Origin of the sequence: Kribbella sp. NPDC051936, assembly GCF_040680955.1 — a bacterium.
GTDB lineage: Bacteria > Actinomycetota > Actinomycetes > Propionibacteriales > Kribbellaceae > Kribbella.
In genome coordinates this window covers 440,357-458,333 of sequence record NZ_JBFAXS010000004.1, presented here as the reverse complement: position 1 = coordinate 458,333, position 17,977 = coordinate 440,357, and the positions used below count along the sequence as shown (strand labels likewise).

Below are 17,977 nucleotides of genomic sequence, written 5' to 3'. Positions count from 1 at the left end.
AGCAGCCTACGTCAGATCCTTGAGTAGTCGTACTGGGGCGGCCCGTTCCGTCCCGCGAGAGTGAAACGGACCCGAGGAGGCCCCAGCGCCGCCGCCCTTCGCTCCGGCAGGCCGCGCTTCTTCTCGTCATCGCCAACACCACCTTCATGCTCGAGTGGCACACGGTCCCGCCTGCCTTGATCCTGCTCGCCGCCGGAGTCATTGCCTGGCGCAACCAATCGAGCTGGATCTTCCTGGCCCAGGCCGGCTCCTCGGCCTCGCGCCCTCCGTCGCCGTGCTCCTTATCCTCATCGGCACCCGCCGCTCCCTCCAGGCCCCGTTCGTCATCGGCGCGGCCACCGGAGCCACCTACGAACGCCGGCTGACCCAGGCCAAACAAGCCACCCGCTGGATCAGCTCGCTGCGCTGACAAACGCTCGTCCCAGTGCGCGACACTCGGCAGCCGGTCGCCGTGCTGCCAATTGGCGGATACTGAGATCTCGGGCAACTGTTTCACCGGGGGCACCATGTCTGGCGACCACTTCTTGCCATCAGAGGCCAAGGCGCTCGTCTACGACTTCACGGTGCTCCGGAAGAACCAGGGCCTGAAACAGTCCCGGCTGACCGAGGACCGCGCCGGCAACCTGCTGGGATCGCGGGCGGTCCGCGACTACATGGCGAAGCACGGCGTCGGTGATCCCGCGGCCGCCGCGATCCAGGTGGTCATCGACGCCGTACGCCAACTCTCGGTCCCCTCCGACCAGATCGTCGCGGACGCCGTCTTCGGCCTAGGTCTCTTCCTCACCGAGTACGCCGACCAGCACGTACAACTGCCGGTGATCCGCGCCCTCGAGACCGCCGACCTGGGCGACCGGCGAGACTCGCTGCGCAACCACTGGCACCACCTGCACCAGGCCGTCGGCGCCTCGGCGCCCGAGACGCCGGGAGACCGCTACCTCCGCGACACCATCGAGCCGCGAATCTTCCGCGACCTGGCCATGCTGATCACCGGATCCACCGAAGAGCATGCGCAGGCGGGCCCGATCACCACTGCCCCCAGGAGGCTCTCCGAAGGCGCCCGGACCTCGTCGCCGGGCCGGGTCGTGGTCGTCGGCGGCGTCGCGATGGATCACGTCTTCCACAGTGACGCCGTACCACTGCCCGAGACGTCCGTCAGAGCGACTGACCACGTCCGATCCCCTGGCGGCAAAGGGCTCAGCCAGGCGGTCGCGGCCGCGCGTCTCGGTCTCGAGGTCGCGCTGATCGCCGCCTGCGCCGACGACGAGGACGGTGCGACGATCAAGCAGTACCTGGACGACGAACGCGTCGACACCTCGATGATGAAGATCGTCCGCAACGAGACGACGCCGCAGACCGCGGTCATCGAGTTCCCCGACGCGGAGAGCGCCGCGGTCGTGTGGCACAACGAGAACGCCGTCAGCCTGACCATGCAGGACGTCCATCAACATCGCGCCGCACTCGCGGCCTGCGACGCCGTACTGCTGACCTTCGAGATACCGCAGGACGTGCTGTCCAGCACGCTGCACCTCGTGACGGGGCTCGGTCCGGAGCGGCCGGTCACGGTCGTCACGCCCGGCCAGCCCTACGACACCGGCCCGCCGTCCGGCCGGGCATTCGCGCAGATCGACTACCTGGTCGCCCACAGCTGGGAGCTCCGGCGACTCAGCTACTACACGCCCGGCAGACAAGCCTCGAACCACCTCGGCGAGAACTTCCTCCGCCTCGGCGTGAAGTCGGTCTGCGTACTCGGCAACCGTGGCGGAACCATCTATTCCCAGAACGCACCGCAGCGATCGATCACCCCGCCGCCGTCGATGCTGAAGGAATCCTCGATCACGAGAGACCTCTTTTGCGCCGCCCTCGTCGCCCGCCTGGTGGAAGACCGCTCCCTCACCGACGACGCCGTCCGCTGGGCGACAGCCGCCATGGCCAGCTTCACCGAGGACTACGCCAACGCCCGTACCTTCCCCGACCGCAACCGCATCGAACAAATGCTCCGAGCCTTCCCCGGCGAAGCCTGGTGATGACTCCAACTCTTCTTTGGCGGATCAGATGTCCGATCAGTTCACCGCGCGATCACCCGAGGTAGCCCCGCTCGTCTCGGTGTTCGTCGCCCTGCGCAAGAACGAGGGCATGACCGCGCAGCGCCTCGCGAGCGGCCGGGCGCAGCCCCTTCTTCACCTGTCGGCGGTGCGCGATCGAGCTGAACGGACCGGGGAACCTTCGACGGAGGTCGCCATCGATTTGGTCCGCGAGCAGGTGCGCAGGTTGGACAGTCTCACCGACAGGATCATCGCCGACGCTGCACTGGGACTGGCCAGCTTTGCTGACGTGTATCGGTCCGACGGCGTGCCTGCCAACGTCCTCCACAAGCTCGAGGCCGGAGACCTCGGAGTCAGACGGGCAGTCGTGCTGTCGCACTGGGCAGATCTTCATCAGGCGTTGGCGGGGCCAGGCTTCGCCGGCGCACCGGAAGCTCCCAGCGATCGCAGTCTCCGCGGGCGAACCGAAGACGAAGTGTTCGAGCGGCTCGCCGTCCAACTGCTCAACGCGTCCGCTCTCCGCACCTCCGACCGGGCGTCCGGTCACACGGCAACCGCTCCGGTCGCGTCCGACGCGCCGCCGAAGCCGACGGGTCGTGTGATCGTCGTCGGCGGTGTCACGATCGACCATGTCTGGCGGGTCGACCGGCCTCCCGACCTGGAGACTTCGCGGATCGCCACCGGCTACAGCCGATCTCCGGGCGGTAAGGGCCTCAGCCAAGCGGTGGCTGTCGCCCGTCTCGGATTCGACGTTGCGCTGGTCACCGCGGTCGGGAAGGACCGCGAGGGCCAGGAGATCCTCGATCATCTGGAGCTCGAAGGCGTCGACCGGTCCTTGATCAGAGCTGTACCCAACTCGACGACGCCGGCCACCGGCATCTTCGAGCGACCGTTCGGCGAGAGCGCGGCAGCCGTCTGGCGCGGCTCCTTGGAGCTCGACAGCCGCCACCTGGATCGGCACGCCAAAGCCTTGTCGAGCTGCGCGGCTCTCCTGCTGACCTTCGAGGTCCCACTGCCCGTCCTGCAGCGAACGCTCGACCTGGCCACGAGCCGGCCCCTCATCATCGTCACACCGGGTCAGCCTTACCCGGACGCCGAGCTGACACGGGACGCCTTGGGTCAGATCGACTACCTGGTCGCGCGCCCGTGGGAACTGGAACGGTACGCCCGATCGGCGGATGCCCGGTACGACCCGCAACTGATCAGCAACGAACTCCTGAAGCAGGGCCTGAAGGCTCTGTGCGTCCTCGGCACCCGCGGCGGCACCGTCTACCTGTCGACCGGCGACTCGATCGACATCCCGTCCACGTCATCAGTCATCAAAGAGTCGTCAATCACCCGCGACGCCTTCTGCGCCGCCCTCGCCACCGGCCTGATCGAACACCGCCCCCTCCCCGACGCCATCCACTGGGCAGCCGCCGCAATGGCCGCAGTCTCCGCGGACTACCTGAAGTCCCCCTCACCCCCACTCCGCGCCCGCGTCGACGCCATGTACCAGAAATACTTCGCCTGAGCAGGCTTGCCAATTGGCAGGATTTCCCGCCACGACGGGCGCAGGCCGGCCGACTGATGCTTGCCATTGTCGTATCAAGTGCTCCTCGGCAGGACGGAATATCCCTCAGCTGTTGCCAAAGTTCGGGCTACCGCAGCCAAAAGGCCCGGGTTGCACTAGTGGTGCGGAAGTACTCCCGAAGCACTACGCAAGGCAGGTACGCTCGGATTCAGAATCGAGGGCTCACCATGACCGAAAGTCAAGGAGTCGCACTGCTGTTCTTCATTGTCCTCGCCTACTACATCGTCAGTCGTTGGAGGGAGTTGGTGTTCCTCCTGGCTGTCATCGTGCTCTCCGTCTTCGGGTTCGGGATGTTCATGCTGGCCCAGATGTTCAACGGCGAGCCGCCGACCCAGGGTGGCCAGGTCGTGAGGACCGAGACCACTTCTCACCCACGCTGAGCGTTGGCCGCGGGTTCACCGCGGCCAACCACCGACAGGGGAGCATTGTGCACACCACCATTTCATCCGGCCGGCTCGAGATCGTCTTGCTGCACATTCTCGAGCATTTCCGGTCGACCGGCGGTTTGACCTTCTCCGGCCTGCAATCCTGCCGCGGCGAATTGGCTGCGCCCTTGCTCGACCTTGCGGCGGTGCGGCGGTATGCCGGTGCGCACGATGTCGCTCTCACAACCGGTGCACTGGCAGTCGTCGCTCAATGCGCTGGCGAGCTGCGCCCTACGGATCAGATCGTTCTCGACGCGGCACTGAGCCTCCGGCTGCACTCCGAGCGGTACGCGCGATCCGGCATCAGCCGGCAAACCATTCGGCAACTCTCGGACCGCGAACTGGACCGGCGACACCGCGCACTCCTGAACGACTGGCGCAGTCTGCACGAAGCACTCCTCGACGCCTCCGACGCACCGCCGATCGGCAGCGGCCCTAGTGAGAACAGCTTCCGCGGCACGATCGAACCGACCGCGCTTCGATCTCTCGCCCGGCAGTTGGTGCACCGGGAGCTCAACTCCGTCGGGTCCGCCACCAGTTCTCCGTCTTCTTCGACCGACCCCGACCACCAGCACGCCAAGCGAACGCGCGGCAGGATCATCGTCGTCGGTGCGGCGGTGATGGATGCGGTGTTCCGGATCAGAGACCTTCCGCGCTGGGAGACATCGATCGAAGCGCACGACCTCACGTTCTCGCCAGGCGGCAAAGGTCTGACGCAGGCTGTCGCAGCGGCGCGGCTCGGCCACCGGGTCTCCCTGGTGGCCGCGATCACCGACGACCGGTTCGGCGCGGAGATCGTCAACTATCTCCGCGCCAACGATGTCGACACCTCGCTGCTGAAGATCGTGCCGGGTGCGGACACGCCCTTCACCGGTGTCCTCGAGATGGACCGGGGCGACAGCCTCGCGACCTATTGGCGCAACGAGAACGAGGTGCGGCTCGATCCATGGGACTGCGACGAACTCGTCTCCGAACTCCTCGACTGCGACGCCGTTCTGATGACGTTCGAGGTCCCCCGTGAGACTGTCGAGCACAACCTCGCGCTGCTGCGGGACATCGACGACGCGAGACCGTTGACCATCGTCACTGCCGCCCAACCGTACGCCGACGCAACGCTCTCAGCCGACGCTTTCCAGCAAATCGACTACGTGGTTGCACATCCTTGGGAGCTTCGGTGCCTGAGAAGCACCAGCCCCCAGCACTTCGACCCCGACCCGAGTGCTCGCGAGCTCCTGAAGATGGGCGTCGGATCGGTGTGCGTGCTGCTGCGGGGTGCATGCACGATGTACTCACGGTCGGCCGAGCACGCAGTACAGGCTCCCGGCCTTGCCTCGAGCTACAAGGAGTCCGCAACCGCCCGCGATGCGTTCTGCGCCGCACTGGCGGACGATCTCATCCAGAGCGGCCGACGGTTCTCCCCTCGCGCAACCACCTGGGCATCAGCGGCGATGTCCTGCGCGATCGCCGACTACCCGCTCAAGGTCTCACTGCCGTCACCGAGACGGATCGAGACCATGCTCGCTCGCATCACACAGCCGGCGTAGCTCGGCATTCATCTGCGCAGGCGGTGCAACTCGCTAGAGGGAACCGTCTCGGTCGCGCCTCGAATGCGCCAACAGTAGATCGACGAGTCGAGCAGCGCCGCCCTACTGATCTCCAGCCTGACCCCCAATCGCTCACGCAACTCGTCCTTGTTGGTTGTCCCGAACTGCTGGCGTAGCTGACGAGGACTGATGTACTGCCGGTTGAGGTACAGGTAGGGCCGAGGCCGTACACGCAACCACTCCTGCCAATTGGCAGCCCGATAGCTGGTTCCGGTGAACCCCATGTTGGGGTCGACCGTCGTGACCAGAAGGCTCGCATCGCGCCGCTCACGCCGGAACCAGCGTCGCACCTGCGCCAGCAGCCTGGAGATCGCGCTGTGCGGCGCGACCTGGAACGAGTAGACCCGCGAGATGTCCCACACCTCCCGCGGCGGAACGCCGAACCGCCGCTCGAGCACGCCCCCCAACCGCCGCCAGTCCAACGGCGTCGCACTGCACAACGCAACAGGCAACCCACTCGAGCGATCCACCAACGCAAAGTTCAGCGAGCCGGGTCGTGCGCTCCTGAGATAGTGCAGGTGGCTGAACACGGCGAACGCCTTGTCGTCGTCATACACAACGAACCGCAGATCATCGAGCCCACGGATTTCACCGCTCGGCACCAGCCCCCGAATCGCAGCGATGTCGGCCGACAGATGCCGGGCACTCCGGATCACCTCCGCCAGCGCCACCCGCCGGCCCACCGTCCCATCCGACCGAGCCACCCGAGGAAGATGCAGCCTGGCCCGCACCGTCAGCCCGCGGGCATCGACCGCCCGTCGCTCCGCGACCTTGGCGACCACTTCGACAAACCCGGACATCGGCTGCCGACACTCGGCCAAAGAAAGCCCTACTGGCAGGAACGCAAGCAAGTCGTCGGCAAAGTCCCGCCTGACGTTCGACAAGCCGCGCTACCCATCCCTGCCTGGAGCCATTCAGCAACCAACAGGATACGCGGGTTCGCTCTTCACTGCCGGGTGAACACAGCTACCCGTCGCCGGTCCCATACTTGCTACTCGCGCGTGGCCTCCAGAAATCGCAGTGGATCAGCTGGTCGGCTGGGCGGTGTGCAGTGGGTTGGGGATGGTGCCCGTTGTCGGGATGGGTGGGCGGGTGGCGAGGTCGGTGTAGCCGAGGGTTAGGCGGTAGCTGTTGAGGGGGTAGCGGAGGAAGGTTTCGGCGGTTAGGGCGGTGGCTTTGAGGCGGTCGGTGTGGTGGGGGTGGGCTTGGGTGTAGCGGTCTATTTCGGAGCGGGTGCGGGACCAGAAGGTGGGTTCGGGGATCAGGTGGTGGGCGGCGAGGGGGTTGAGGACGCCTAGGAGGAGGGCGTCGACGACGTACTGGCGGAGGATGGGCCAGGGTTTGCGGGGTAGGACTCGAGTGTGGGAGTCGGGCTCGGGGCCTCGGGCAACTATGGGAGTGCTGGAGATGTTGATGTCGTCGACGAGGTCCTTGATGACCAGGCGGGTGGGGAGTCCTGCGCTGTTGCAGATGATGGCGAGGTTTTCGCCGTGCGGGTTGACGGTGATGCCGTAGTGGTGGAGCAGGTGGAGGAGGGGGCGTAACACGGTGGCCAAGAGGTGGCTCAGCCAGGTTTGGGCGTCGGTGCCGGCGCGGGTGATCGCGGTTGCCGCGAAGCCGGGGTGGAGTACGGCGGCCAGTGGCCAGACCGTCTCGCCGTCGCCAAGGCGTGGGTCGATGGGGTCTCGCCAGATGCAGCCGAGGGTTTCGGTCCACTGGTACGGGATGCCGGGGTGGGTGGAGAGTTCTGGGTGCGGGACGGTGACCGAGGCGACCTCGCCGAGGAGTTCGGTGCCTAGTTCCTGGAAGACCTCGTCGCGGGACCACAGGCCGCGGAGCCATTGGGTGATCATCGGGGCGGCGAGGGTGCAGTGTGACGGGATTCCGCGGTAGACCGAGGTGTTCAAGATCTTCAGCGGCAACTTGACCTGGTAGCGCGACGGGTTCGAGATGTTGACCATCGTGCGGATCGACTGGGTCGGCAGGTACTCGTCGGGGCTCTCCCCCAGCACCACGATCTCGCCGGTCGCGAGTTCGCGGGCCCACTGGGTGCGGACGACGTGGTCCAGCTGCCATGGGTGACACGGCAACCAGACATAGGCGTCCGGGTCGTCCAGCGTCGCGCGGAAGGCCGAGATGGTCGCCGGGTCCAGCTCACGCGCGATGACAGCGTGCTCCGACAGGTCCGGCGTACCGCGGAACTCGGCGAGTCCACGTCGTACGGCGAGCCAGGCCAGGCGCAGCGGCGTCCGCGCCTCAGGTGCATACCGCTCATTATCCGACGCCGAGAACCCCAGGCGTCCCTTGTTGGCCACCAGAAGCGGATGCCCAGTCAGGTGCCCTTCCAGGCGGCTGTGGTGCAGTTCGAGCAACTCAGCAGCGGGCACGGCCGTCGAAGCCATGCGTACATCCGCAGCGAGGGTGCTCGTCAGCTCCGCGACGTACCCGGCCACGGTGGATCCGTCGACCCCGAGTACGTCGGCGGCGTCGACGAAGAACTGGATGGGATCGGTCGCGACCTCGCTCTCGTCGTTACCGAGGATGCCGGCCGTGGTCCGTCGTATCGACGCCGGATCGACCCGCCAGCTCCCGAACCCGCCGCGGGTCGCCTCGAACAGATAGGACACCGGGCCCAAGTCGAGTCGATCGTCAACGGGCTCCAGCAAACCTTCGCTGCAGAACTGTGAGATCAACTTCGCCAGCAGCTCGGACGAGCACTGCGTCCAGACACTCATCCGGGGATCGCAAACGTTGTGTACGCGGTGGATTTGGGCAGACGGAAGACCTCTCGGCCGGCCACACTGTTCAAGATCGTCGCATTTCGAACCGCTCCGATGCCAAGGTCCGGCGCAGCGACGCCGTGGCTGTGCAGGTCGGCGTTCGCCACGAACAGACGCCCCTGCAAAGCACCCTGCACACTGTGGTTCCGGTTGATGACCCAGCGGCCGGCGGCGTCGTGGTCGATCTGCGCCTGCAGAGACTCCATAAAAGGCAGAGAACGGTTGCGGTAGCCGGTGGCGGCCACTACAGCGCCGGTGGTGTGCTGGAAGGTCTTGCCGCTGTCGGCGTGCAGCATGGTCAGCTCAAGACCGTCAGCGCGGGCGACCGCGGACACAACACCCACGCCGACCTGCAGCTCGGCCGCGGCGGCGCTCAGGTCGCGCGCGTAGAGGAGATCGTGAATGTCCTCCAGCGTCTCCGACGAGATGCCTTTGTAGTGGCGCCACTGGTCCTTCACCAGCTGGTCACGCACACGCTCGTCCAGCGCGTGGAAGTAGTCGACGTACGACGGCGTCGTCATCTCCAGCACGAGCTTCGAGTAGTCGAGAGGCGTGAACGCCGCCGTGCGGGTCAGCCACGACACTGCCGGGCCATCTGAGCGCAGCAGGTCCAAGAAACACTCAGCGCCCGACTGGCCCGAGCCAACCACCGTCACATGACCTGTGCGCAGCAGGTCGTCCCGACGGAACAGATAGTCCGCCGAGTGCGTGAACCGCTCAGCCGGCAGCCCAGCCAGCGCAGCAGGTACGAAAGGCTCGGTGCCGACGCCAACGACCAAGTGCCGGGCCTCGAACTGCTCCAAAGCCTCACCTCGCTCAACTGTCAGCTCGAACGACGACCCGTTCCACACCACCTCCCGCACGTAGTGACCGAAGTGCAGGGAGTCGAGCTGCGCAGCACACCACCGCAGGTACGCCTCGTACTCCCGCCGCGTCGGATGGAACTTCTCCCGCACGTAGAACTGATACAGCCGGTCGTTGTCCTTCAAATACGACAGGAACGACAGGTGGTGCGCCGGCTCGACCAACGACACCAGGTCCGCCAGGAACGACACCTGCAGCATCGCGTCCTCGAACATCAACCCGCGGTGCCAGGTGAACTCGGGCCGGCTGTCGAGCACAGCCACTTGTACGTCGTCCACACCGTCGGCCAGTGCCGCCAGTCCGAGGTTGAACGGCCCGCAGCCGATCGCGATCACGTCGTGCATGTCATGCCTCCCTGCTCGGCCCGGGTGCGGACCATCAGTAGTGCTGTCTTCTCGGGCAGCTGTAGCTCCCCGTGCTGGACGAAACCCGCCGCGACGAACGCCCGGACGGACGGGGTGTTCTCGATGTCCGGTTCGGCCACCACCTGCGAGCAGTCTGGGACCGCCTGCAGCACCACAGCAGCCAGCGAACGCAACAACTCACGCCCGAGTCCCTGCCCGACGCGCGTGACGTCACCGATCGCCACATGCACGCCCCAGTCGTCTTCGCCGTACGCGTAGTACTCCGCCAGGCGGTCGTGCCGGACCCGGTACAACTCGACGTACGCGAACTCCTCCCCGTCCACTGCGACCAGATACGGCGTGGAGTGCTCCCCCGCCGCTTGCTGCTCGATCTCCTGCGCCCAGCGCTCAACAGACCAGCCCTGGTGCCACCAGCGAGCGATGTGCGGCTGTGACATCCAGTGGGCGATCCGCGGGGCGTCGGACGGGTCAGCCGCGCGCAGTTCGAAGGACGTCACCGCAGCGGGTTGGGGATGTCGAGATAGACCGACTGTGCGTCCAGTGGCGCTACTACCTCATCGATGCCACGCAGCCGGGTCAGCATGTTCGCCTTGCACGGCAGGGTCTTCGCCTCGAGCCAACGGCGCGCCAGCCGGTCGCCGTCGGGTCCGGCAGCCTTCAGCAACGGCAGCGCGAGCGTGAGCCGTTCCCGCACGACACCGAGCAGCTCGCCCTCGTCGGCAACCCCATCCGCCGCGAGGCTGCCGACCACGGCCAAGGCCTGGTTGTGCAGCAGGTAGTAAGTCAGTCGATCGTCGACAATCGGGTCGTCAACCACCGCCAGCGTCGAGTCACGCAGCCCAGTGACCCCGAGCAGATTACGCAGGTACGACGATGCGAGGTAGTACCCCTGGTTGTCACGGTACGCTCCGCCCTTGATCCGCCCTGCCCCGTCGAGCCGCACCAGCGTGTTCTGTTGATGCGCCTCGAGGCCGATGCCTGTCTCGGCGTACAAATGCAGCATCGGAATCAACACGTTGTCGATGTACGCGGCTGTCCAGCCGGAAGGATCATCGGCGGCGAAATCGCTCAGCCGGCTCACACCACCGGGACGCGGCGCGACCAGACCCGCCAGGCAGGCGTAGCTGTTGACGTCGGCCGGCACCTCCCGCACCGCCACGTCCAGACCGGTCAACGTCGGTCCGCCTTCGTCGAGCGCAACCCACGCCGGGTCGCGGACGATGCTGAAGCGCGGGTGCGCGGTCGCCGTCCCCGCGTTGTACGCCGCGTCGAGCAGCCGGTTGATCTCCAGCCCGCGGCGCAGCTCGGTCGGCGTCGACTCCCGCCGCGAGTTCGTGATCCGCAGCCCGAGCGACAGCTTCAGCATCACCGGCAGATCCGGCTGGAACACGGTCCGCAGGCTGGACGTTGGATACCACTGGGCGCCGGCCGGCCCCAACGCCTTCACCCGGCCGGCAGAGATCAGCGAGGCGACCCGCGGGCGCGCGGCCACGGCGGCCGCCTGCCACGGATGGGCCGGGATCAGTACGCGGCCCGACGACGGGCTGATACCGGCCAGCGCGCTCATAAGCTGCACAGCGTCCAGTCCCTGCAGCGAGGGCGCGCCGGCCACCTGGTCCGACGACACCAGCTCGGCGTCGGCTTCGAACCAGTGCATGGCGAAGCGGCCGCCGAGCTCCGGCGAGTACGCCGCCAGCTCGTCACCGCTCAATCCGTCCCGGCTCTTCGGCGCCGGATGGTTCAGATGCCCGAACAGCAACGCCTGCTCGAACTCGAGGAAGCGTCCCGGCCCCCGTACGCCGTCGGCCTGGTCGACGAACAGCGACACATTCCGCACCGACTCCGCCGTCCGCGTCGCCAGGTCGTCGATCTCGGCCGGATCCGCGTCCGCAGACAGCAACCGCACCAGCTCCTCAGGCGCCGGCCGTACGCCGTCCACCCGGACGTCGCTGAACTGGTGCAGCCCGGTCCGCGAGGCGTGCTCGACCCTGGCCGTCACGTTCGACTCGCCGACCGGGAAGGTCAACGGCCCTACGGCGACCGGTACCGCCGACTCCCTCGTGTAACACCGCAGGATCGCATTCAGGTGCGCATCGACCGCAATACTCACGCCGCCCCCTCGCCGGTCAGGACGTCGAGGCCGGTGGCCACGACCTGGTCGAGCAGGTCCTCGATGTCCGTCGCGGTGGCGTTCGGGTTCAGCAGCGTCAGCTTCAACGCGACCGCCGCCGGGCGGCCGCCACGGGCCGGCAGCTTCGTCCGGCCGATCAGCACCCGCCCCGACGTCAGCAACCGGCGCCGGACCTCACCCTGGACGGCGTCCAGCGCGGACGCGTCCAGTCCCTGCCCGGCGACCCGGAACAGCACCGTGGTCAGGGTCACCGGCGCCAGCAGCTCCAAGTTGCTGTCGGCAACGACCCGGGCCGCGGCGGCGTGCGCGAGCTCATGGCAGGTGTCGAGCATCGTTCCCAGTCCGGCCCGTCCGTATGCCGCCAGCGTGGTGGCAACCTTGACCGCGTCCGGGCGGCGCGTGGTCTGCAGGCTGCGACCGAGCAGCCCGTCCAGCCCCGAGTCGATGTCGTCGGCCGGGTTCAGGTAGTCGACCGAGCGGTCGAAGGCCGAGAACCGCGTCCGGTCCGCCACCAGCAGCACGCTCGTCGCGGCCGGCTGCCAGCCGATCTTGTGCAGGTCCAGCGTCACCGAGTCCGCGAGCGGCAGGTCGGCGAGCAGCGGCGCCAGCCGGTCGGAGAAGAGCGCCCCGAACCCGTACGCCGCGTCGACGTGCAGCCAGACGCCGTACTGCCGGGCCAGCGCGGCGATCGGCGCGATCGGGTCCACCGACCCGAAGTCCGTCGTACCGGCGGTCGCGATCACCGCCACCGGCGTCCGGCCGGGCCTGGCGAGTTCGTCGGCGAGCACGTCGGTCCGCATCCGGAAGTTCTCGTCGCACGCGATCGTGATCGCCGCCTCCTCTCCGAGCCCGAGCGCGGCGCAGGCCCGCTGGACGGAGAAGTGCGCGAGCTCGGAGCAGAACACGACCGGCCGGTCGAGACCCTGCAGACCGTTCCGCCGGACGTCGACGCGGGCCGCGGCGGCCGCACTGTCGCGCGCGATCAGGACCGCGAGCAGGTTCGAGATCGAGCCGCCGGGCGTCAGCACGCCGTCCGCCCGCGGACCGAACCCGGCCAGGCCGGCCAGCGCCTTCACGACCCACTGCTCGATCGCCAGCGTCGCCGGTCCTGAGTCGTAGGTGTCCATCGAGGCATTCGAGGCCGACGCCAACGCGTCCGCGTCGACCGCAACCTGCAGCACGGGCGGCTGCAGATGCGCCGCGGCGTGCGGGTGGCTGAGGTCGATCCCATGCTCGTCGAGCAGCCCGGCGATCAGGTCGAGCGCAGCGGACTCCCCCATCCCGGTCGACGGGACCCGCGGCTCGCCCAGGACCTCGGCAGCGCGCCGCAGCACCGCTCCCGGCGAGCCGTGCGGCAACGGCCCACGCTCACGGTCCGCCACCGTCGAGGCCAGGGGCCACCGCGCGGCGAACCGATCGCGAACGGGTGCGGGCGGCACTGTCGGCATTGTCGGCACTGTCACTGCGGACAGACGCGCGGGCTGCGACATCCAGATCTCCCGGGAAGTTGTCGAGTAAGGCAACCCTTACTAAGGCAGCCCTAACTTTTGCCCGGCTCACCCACCGTGTCAACTCGGCCACGGTCGGAGTGAACATCCTCACGATCCGAAGCAACCCGATCCCCACCTCGGTGCATCTCACTCATCAACTGAGCGAAGGGGCGGCCATGACGAGTGTGCGCGCGATCCTGACCCGCGGCATGGTGCAGGCGGTGGCCGCGCCGGCGGTGGTGACCGGCCTGGTCGGCTGGATCGCTGGCGCACAGTACGGACACGCACTGGTCACCCTGGGCCTCGCGGTGTACATCCCCACGTTCTTCACCCGCCTCACGAGCTTCAGGCGCTCCTGGGGAGCGCTCGAGCTCGCGGAAGCGGCCTTCTCGATGCGCGTCTACACGGGCAACAGTGAGCCGGCCGCCGCCCAGTTCGCCGCCGAGGCGACCGCGCTCGCCCGCGAACACGCTGCGTCCATCAGCCGCGCCGCCCTGGCCGAGGCCGCGGACCTGCTCGACCGCGCCGAGTTCGCCGACGAGGCACGTGAGCTCGAGGAGCTCAGCGACCGTAAGGAGTCCTCGTGAGGACGAAGGTGGCGACGTTGAGGTGGGAGATCGTGTCGCCGTCGCGGATCACGTGGAGCTTCTCGCCGGCCAGGTAGCCGTCGCGGCCCTGGTAGAGGTCGGGGCCGAGGGGTGACAGGCGGGTCGTGAGGCCGCCGGACAGTTGGAGGATGCCGGCCGTCGCGGAAATGGTGAGCGGGGTGTTGCCCCAGTACCAGTGGCCGAGCAGTTCGGCGCCCTGGGCGAGCGGCGGCTCCGGCAGCCACTCCTGCGTGAGCGGCGGCTCGTACCTCGTCAGGATCCGCACCAGGTCCGGTGCGAGCGAGGCGACCCGGCCGTACGTCGCGTTGCCCAGCGTCACCGCTCCGACCCGGCGGACCCGGTCGACGAACAACCCGGCGAGGAAGCCCGGCATCGACCCGGTGTGACCGATCAGCAGATGCGGGTCGTCCGCGATCAGCCGCAGGCCCAGCCCGTACGACGCGTTCAGCCCTTCGCGCGGATCCGAGGCCACCGGCGACGCCATCTCCTCGACCGACTCCCGGCTCAGCACCTCGTGCAGCGGGTCGATCCAGAACCCGGCGTACCGCGCCAGGTCCTCGATCGTGCTCCACAGCTGCCCCGCCGGCGCCATCGCGCCCGAGTCGTGCGCCGGCTCCGGGTCGAGCTGCCCGCTGAACGGATGCACCGAGAAGCCCTGCGCGGACGGGCCTTCCGGGAAGTACGTCGTGCGCCGCATCTCCAGCGGATCGAGGATGCGCTCCCGCACCAGCTCCAGCCAGGACGCCCCGCGCAGCCGCGCCACGATCTCGCCGAGCAGGCCGTACCCGAGGTTCGAGTAGTGGTGCCGCCGGTCCGCGGGGCCGGCGGCCTGCGAGTCGTTCATCGCCGCGGTCAGCTCGTCGAACGAGACGCCCGGATTGCGTTCCCACCACGGCCCCTCGGGCTCGGCGTTCATCCCGCCGCTGTGCGCGAGCAGCTGCCGGACCGTCCGGTCCCCGAACGCGATCCCGGGCAGATGCTTGCCGACGGCATCGTTCAGCGCCAGCAACCCGTCGTCGCGGCACTGCATGATCAGCAGCGCCGTCATCGTCTTGGTGATCGAGCCGATCCGGTACTGCACGTCCGTGCCCGGCAACGCCCCGTCCGCCGTCGCGAACCGCCCACGCGACCCCGTCCAGACCAGCGCGCCGTCGCGCACCACCCCGGCGTTCACCGACGGCAGCTTCGACTCCCCCTGCGCCGCCGCGACCTCGGCGAACAGGGCAGCGGCGGTGTCAGGACGTACGGAAGTCACTCAAAGGCCTCCGGGGCAGGGCACGAGCAGATCAGGTTGCGGTCGCCGTACGCGCCGTCGATGCGGCGGACCGGCGGCCAGTACTTCGAGGTGCGGTCGACCGAGCGCGGGAACGCCGCCTCCTCGCGGGTGTAGGCGTGCTCCCACTTGTCGTTGATGACCGACTCGGCGGTGTGCGGCGCGTTCACCAGCGGGTTGTCGGCGGCCGGCCACTCCCCGGCGGCGACCCGGTCGATCTCGTGCCGGATCGCGATCATCGCGTCGCAGAACCGGTCCAGCTCGCCCAGGTCCTCGGATTCGGTCGGCTCGACCATCAGCGTGCCGGCGACCGGGAACGACATCGTCGGGGCGTGGAACCCGTAGTCGATCAGCCGCTTCGCGACGTCGTCGACGGTGATGCCGGTCTCCTTGGTCATCGGCCGCAGGTCCAGGATGCACTCGTGCGCGACCAGGCCGTTCTCGCCGGTGTACAGCACCGGGAACGCACCCTCGAGCCGCTTGGCCACGTAGTTCGCGGTCAGCACGGCGGCCTTGGTCGCCGCGGTCAGGCCCTCGGCGCCCATCATCCGGATGTACGCCCAGGAGATGGCGAGCACGCCCGCGGACCCGAACGGCGCCGCGCTGATCGGGCCGACACCGGACTCCGGGCCGGCCTGGTCGAGCAGCGGGTGGTTCGGCAGGTACGGCGCCAGGTGCGCCGCGACCGCCACCGGACCGACGCCCGGGCCGCCGCCGCCGTGCGGGATGCAGAAGGTCTTGTGCAGGTTCAGGTGGCTGACGTCGCCCCCGAACTCGCCGGGCTTCGCGAGGCCGAGCAGGGCGTTCAGGTTCGCGCCGTCGACGTACACCTGGCCGCCGTGGTCGTGGACGATCCGGCAGACCTCGCGGACGCTTTCCTCGTACACACCGTGCGTCGACGGGTAGGTGATCATGATCGCGGCCAGCTTCTCCGCGTGCTCGGACGCCTTCGCGCGCAGGTCGTCCAGGTCGATCGTGCCGTCGTCGTTGCCCTTGACAACGACGACCTTCATGCCGGCCATCACCGCGGAGGCGGCGTTCGTGCCGTGCGCGGAGGCCGGGATCAGGCAGACGTTGCGGTCCGCCGAGCCCTGGGCGCGGTGGTAGCCGCGGATCGCGAGCAGACCGGCCAGCTCACCCTGCGAGCCGGCGTTCGGCTGGATCGAGACCTTCGCGTACCCGGTGACCTCGGCCAGCCAGCGCTCCAGCTGACCGATCAGCTTCACGTAACCGGCCGCGTCCTCGATCGGCGCGAGCGGGTGCAGGTCCGCGAACTCCGGCCAGGTGACCGGCTCCATCTCGGTGGTCGCGTTCAGCTTCATCGTGCAGGAGCCGAGCGGGATCATCCCGCGGTCCAGCGCGTAGTCCATGTCGGACAGCTTGCGCAGATACCGCAGCATCGCCGTCTCGGACCGGTGCGTGTTGAACACCGGGTGCGTCAGGTACTCGGTGGTCCGCGGTACGGCGACGGCTGAAGCTTCCAGCGTGTCGTCGTACTGTGCGCCGAAGGACTGGCAGACCCGGGTCAGGGTCGCGACGTCGGTCTTCTCGTCGCACGAGATGCCGACGTGGTCGGCGTCGACGAGCCGCAGCCAGATCCCGTTCTGCCGGGCGGCGTCCACCACGTCGGCGGCGCGTCCGGGGACCCGGGCGAGGACAGTGTCGAAGAAGTCGCCGTGCACGACCTCGACGCCGCCGGCCCGCAGCGAGGCGGCGAGCTTGCCGGCGTACGAGTGCACCCGCTCGGCGATCGCCTTCAGGCCGTCGGGGCCGTGGTAGACGGCGTACATCGACGCGACGACCGCGAGCAGGACCTGCGCCGTACAGATGTTGGACGTCGCCTTCTCGCGACGGATGTGCTGCTCGCGGGTCTGCAGCGCCAGCCGGTACGCCGGGGCGCCGTCCGCGTCGACCGAGACGCCGACGAGACGACCGGGCAGCGACCGCTCCAGACCGGAACGCACGGACATGAAGCCGGCGTGCGGACCGCCGTAGAACAGCGGCACGCCGAAGCGCTGCGACGAGCCGATCACGATGTCGGCGCCGGCCTCACCCGGCGCCTCGAGCAACGTCAGCGCGAGCAGGTCGGACGCGACGGCGACCAGCGTGTCGCGCTCGTGCGCCGCCTCGATCAGCGGCTTCAGGTCGCGGACGGCGCCGTTGGAGCCCGGGTACTGCAGGAGGAAGCCGAAGAAGTCACCCTCGGGCAGGCCGCCGGTGGTGTCGGCGACGACGACCTCGATACCCAGCGCCTCGGCGCGGGTCTGCACGACCGCGATCGTCTGCGCGAAGGTGTCGGCGTCGACCAGGAAACGGTCGGACTTACTCTTCTTGTTCGACCGGTGCGCCAGCGTCATCGCCTCGGCGGCCGCGGTGCCCTCGTCGAGCAGCGACGCGTTCGCGGTCGGCAGGCCGGTCAGGTCCGAGACCACGGTCTGGAAGTTCAGCAGCGCCTCGAGGCGGCCCTGGGAGATCTCCGGCTGGTACGGCGTGTACGCGGTGTACCAGGCCGGGTTCTCGACCAGGCGGCGGACGATCACCGACGGCGTGAACGTGCCGTAGTACCCCTGGCCGATCATCGAGGTGGCGACGGTGTTGCGGGCCGCGAGCTGCCGCAGCTCGGTGAGCGCGTCCACCTCGGACGCGGGCTCGGGCAGCCGCAGCGCCTCGGCGGAGCGGATCGACGCCGGGACCGCGGCGTCGACGAGCGCGTCGACATCGGCGTACCCGAGGGCTTGCACCATCCGCGCGACCTCGTCGGGACGCGGCCCGATGTGGCGGTCGGCGAACGTGGCGGAGAGTTGTTCGGTCATCAAGAGGCT

14 protein-coding genes are annotated in these 17,977 nt (G+C 68.4%); 6 read left to right on the top strand and 8 right to left on the bottom strand.

What is annotated here, in order from left to right; genetic code table 11:
• Positions 1–274 precede the first annotated feature (274 nt).
• From AB0L64_RS16110 to AB0L64_RS16090, 5 genes are all read left to right on the top strand, one after another.
• The gene (locus AB0L64_RS16110) at positions 275–409 is read left to right on the top strand and encodes a hypothetical protein (protein ID WP_363710882.1); all 135 of its coding nucleotides are present in this window, start codon (positions 275–277) and stop codon (positions 407–409) included.
• A 97-nt stretch (positions 410–506) separates the two neighbouring features.
• Positions 507–2,024 carry a PfkB family carbohydrate kinase gene (locus tag AB0L64_RS16105; RefSeq protein WP_363710881.1) on the top strand — a complete coding sequence of 506 codons (1,518 nt, stop codon included), beginning with the start codon at positions 507–509 and terminating at the stop codon, positions 2,022–2,024.
• A 28-nt stretch (positions 2,025–2,052) separates the two neighbouring features.
• Entirely contained in the window at positions 2,053–3,555 is a 1,503-nt protein-coding gene (locus AB0L64_RS16100) for a PfkB family carbohydrate kinase (RefSeq protein ID WP_363710880.1), read from the top strand.
• Between the two features lie 227 nt (positions 3,556–3,782).
• Entirely contained in the window at positions 3,783–3,995 is a 213-nt protein-coding gene (locus AB0L64_RS16095; RefSeq protein WP_363710879.1) for a hypothetical protein, read from the top strand.
• Between the two features lie 47 nt (positions 3,996–4,042).
• The gene (locus AB0L64_RS16090) at positions 4,043–5,584 is read left to right on the top strand and encodes a PfkB family carbohydrate kinase (protein ID WP_363710878.1); all 1,542 of its coding nucleotides are present in this window, start codon (positions 4,043–4,045) and stop codon (positions 5,582–5,584) included.
• A gap of 8 nt (positions 5,585–5,592) precedes the next feature.
• Here AB0L64_RS16090 and AB0L64_RS16085 read toward each other — a convergent pair whose 3' ends face one another.
• The 6 genes from AB0L64_RS16085 to AB0L64_RS16060 form a co-directional block, all read right to left on the bottom strand.
• Complete coding sequence (locus AB0L64_RS16085) at positions 5,593–6,528, bottom strand: hypothetical protein (protein ID WP_363710877.1); 936 nt, start codon at positions 6,526–6,528, stop codon at positions 5,593–5,595.
• A gap of 141 nt (positions 6,529–6,669) precedes the next feature.
• Positions 6,670–8,379, bottom strand: coding sequence for an IucA/IucC family protein (locus AB0L64_RS16080; protein ID WP_363710876.1), 1,710 nt, complete (start codon positions 8,377–8,379; stop codon positions 6,670–6,672).
• Positions 8,376–9,632 carry a SidA/IucD/PvdA family monooxygenase gene (locus AB0L64_RS16075; protein WP_363710875.1) on the bottom strand — a complete coding sequence of 419 codons (1,257 nt, stop codon included), beginning with the start codon at positions 9,630–9,632 and terminating at the stop codon, positions 8,376–8,378. The genes AB0L64_RS16080 and AB0L64_RS16075 overlap by 4 nt, the downstream gene beginning before the upstream one ends.
• On the bottom strand, positions 9,620–10,150 hold the full coding sequence (locus AB0L64_RS16070; RefSeq protein WP_363710874.1) for a GNAT family N-acetyltransferase: 531 nt from the start codon (positions 10,148–10,150) through the stop codon (positions 9,620–9,622). The genes AB0L64_RS16075 and AB0L64_RS16070 overlap by 13 nt, the downstream gene beginning before the upstream one ends.
• Positions 10,147–11,763, bottom strand: a complete 1,617-nt coding sequence (locus AB0L64_RS16065; RefSeq protein ID WP_363710873.1) for an IucA/IucC family protein — start codon at positions 11,761–11,763, stop codon at positions 10,147–10,149. Before AB0L64_RS16065 ends, AB0L64_RS16070 begins: the two co-directional genes overlap by 4 nt.
• The gene (locus AB0L64_RS16060) at positions 11,760–13,232 is read right to left on the bottom strand and encodes a pyridoxal-dependent decarboxylase (protein ID WP_363710872.1); all 1,473 of its coding nucleotides are present in this window, start codon (positions 13,230–13,232) and stop codon (positions 11,760–11,762) included. Before AB0L64_RS16060 ends, AB0L64_RS16065 begins: the two co-directional genes overlap by 4 nt.
• A gap of 218 nt (positions 13,233–13,450) precedes the next feature.
• On the opposite strand from AB0L64_RS16060, the gene AB0L64_RS16055 reads away from it, so the two are divergent.
• Entirely contained in the window at positions 13,451–13,861 is a 411-nt protein-coding gene (locus AB0L64_RS16055) for a hypothetical protein (RefSeq protein ID WP_363710871.1), read from the top strand.
• On the opposite strand, the gene AB0L64_RS16050 is transcribed toward AB0L64_RS16055, so the two are convergent.
• Positions 13,836–15,137 (bottom strand): serine hydrolase domain-containing protein, encoded by a 1,302-nt coding sequence (locus AB0L64_RS16050; RefSeq protein WP_363710870.1) that lies wholly within the window; start codon positions 15,135–15,137, stop codon positions 13,836–13,838. The two genes, AB0L64_RS16055 and AB0L64_RS16050, sit on opposite strands and share 26 nt — an antisense overlap.
• Positions 15,134–17,968 (bottom strand): aminomethyl-transferring glycine dehydrogenase, encoded by a 2,835-nt coding sequence (gene gcvP / locus AB0L64_RS16045; RefSeq protein WP_363710869.1) that lies wholly within the window; start codon positions 17,966–17,968, stop codon positions 15,134–15,136. Before gcvP ends, AB0L64_RS16050 begins: the two co-directional genes overlap by 4 nt.
• Positions 17,969–17,977 lie beyond the last annotated feature (9 nt).

Excerpts from the sequence above, each read along its gene's own strand:
- AB0L64_RS16105 (WP_363710881.1), top strand. The coding sequence starts at position 507 with ATGTCTGGCGACCACTTCTTGCCATCAGAGGCCAAGGCGCTCGTCTAC.
- AB0L64_RS16100 (WP_363710880.1), top strand. The coding sequence starts at position 2,053 with ATGTCCGATCAGTTCACCGCGCGATCACCCGAGGTAGCCCCGCTCGTC.
- AB0L64_RS16095 (WP_363710879.1), top strand. The coding sequence starts at position 3,783 with ATGACCGAAAGTCAAGGAGTCGCACTGCTGTTCTTCATTGTCCTCGCC.
- AB0L64_RS16080 (WP_363710876.1), bottom strand. The coding sequence starts at position 8,379 with ATGAGTGTCTGGACGCAGTGCTCGTCCGAGCTGCTGGCGAAGTTGATC.
- AB0L64_RS16075 (WP_363710875.1), bottom strand. The coding sequence starts at position 9,632 with ATGCACGACGTGATCGCGATCGGCTGCGGGCCGTTCAACCTCGGACTG.
- AB0L64_RS16060 (WP_363710872.1), bottom strand. The coding sequence starts at position 13,232 with ATGCCGACAGTGCCGCCCGCACCCGTTCGCGATCGGTTCGCCGCGCGG.
- AB0L64_RS16055 (WP_363710871.1), top strand. The coding sequence starts at position 13,451 with ATGACGAGTGTGCGCGCGATCCTGACCCGCGGCATGGTGCAGGCGGTG.
- gcvP (WP_363710869.1), bottom strand. The coding sequence starts at position 17,968 with ATGACCGAACAACTCTCCGCCACGTTCGCCGACCGCCACATCGGGCCG.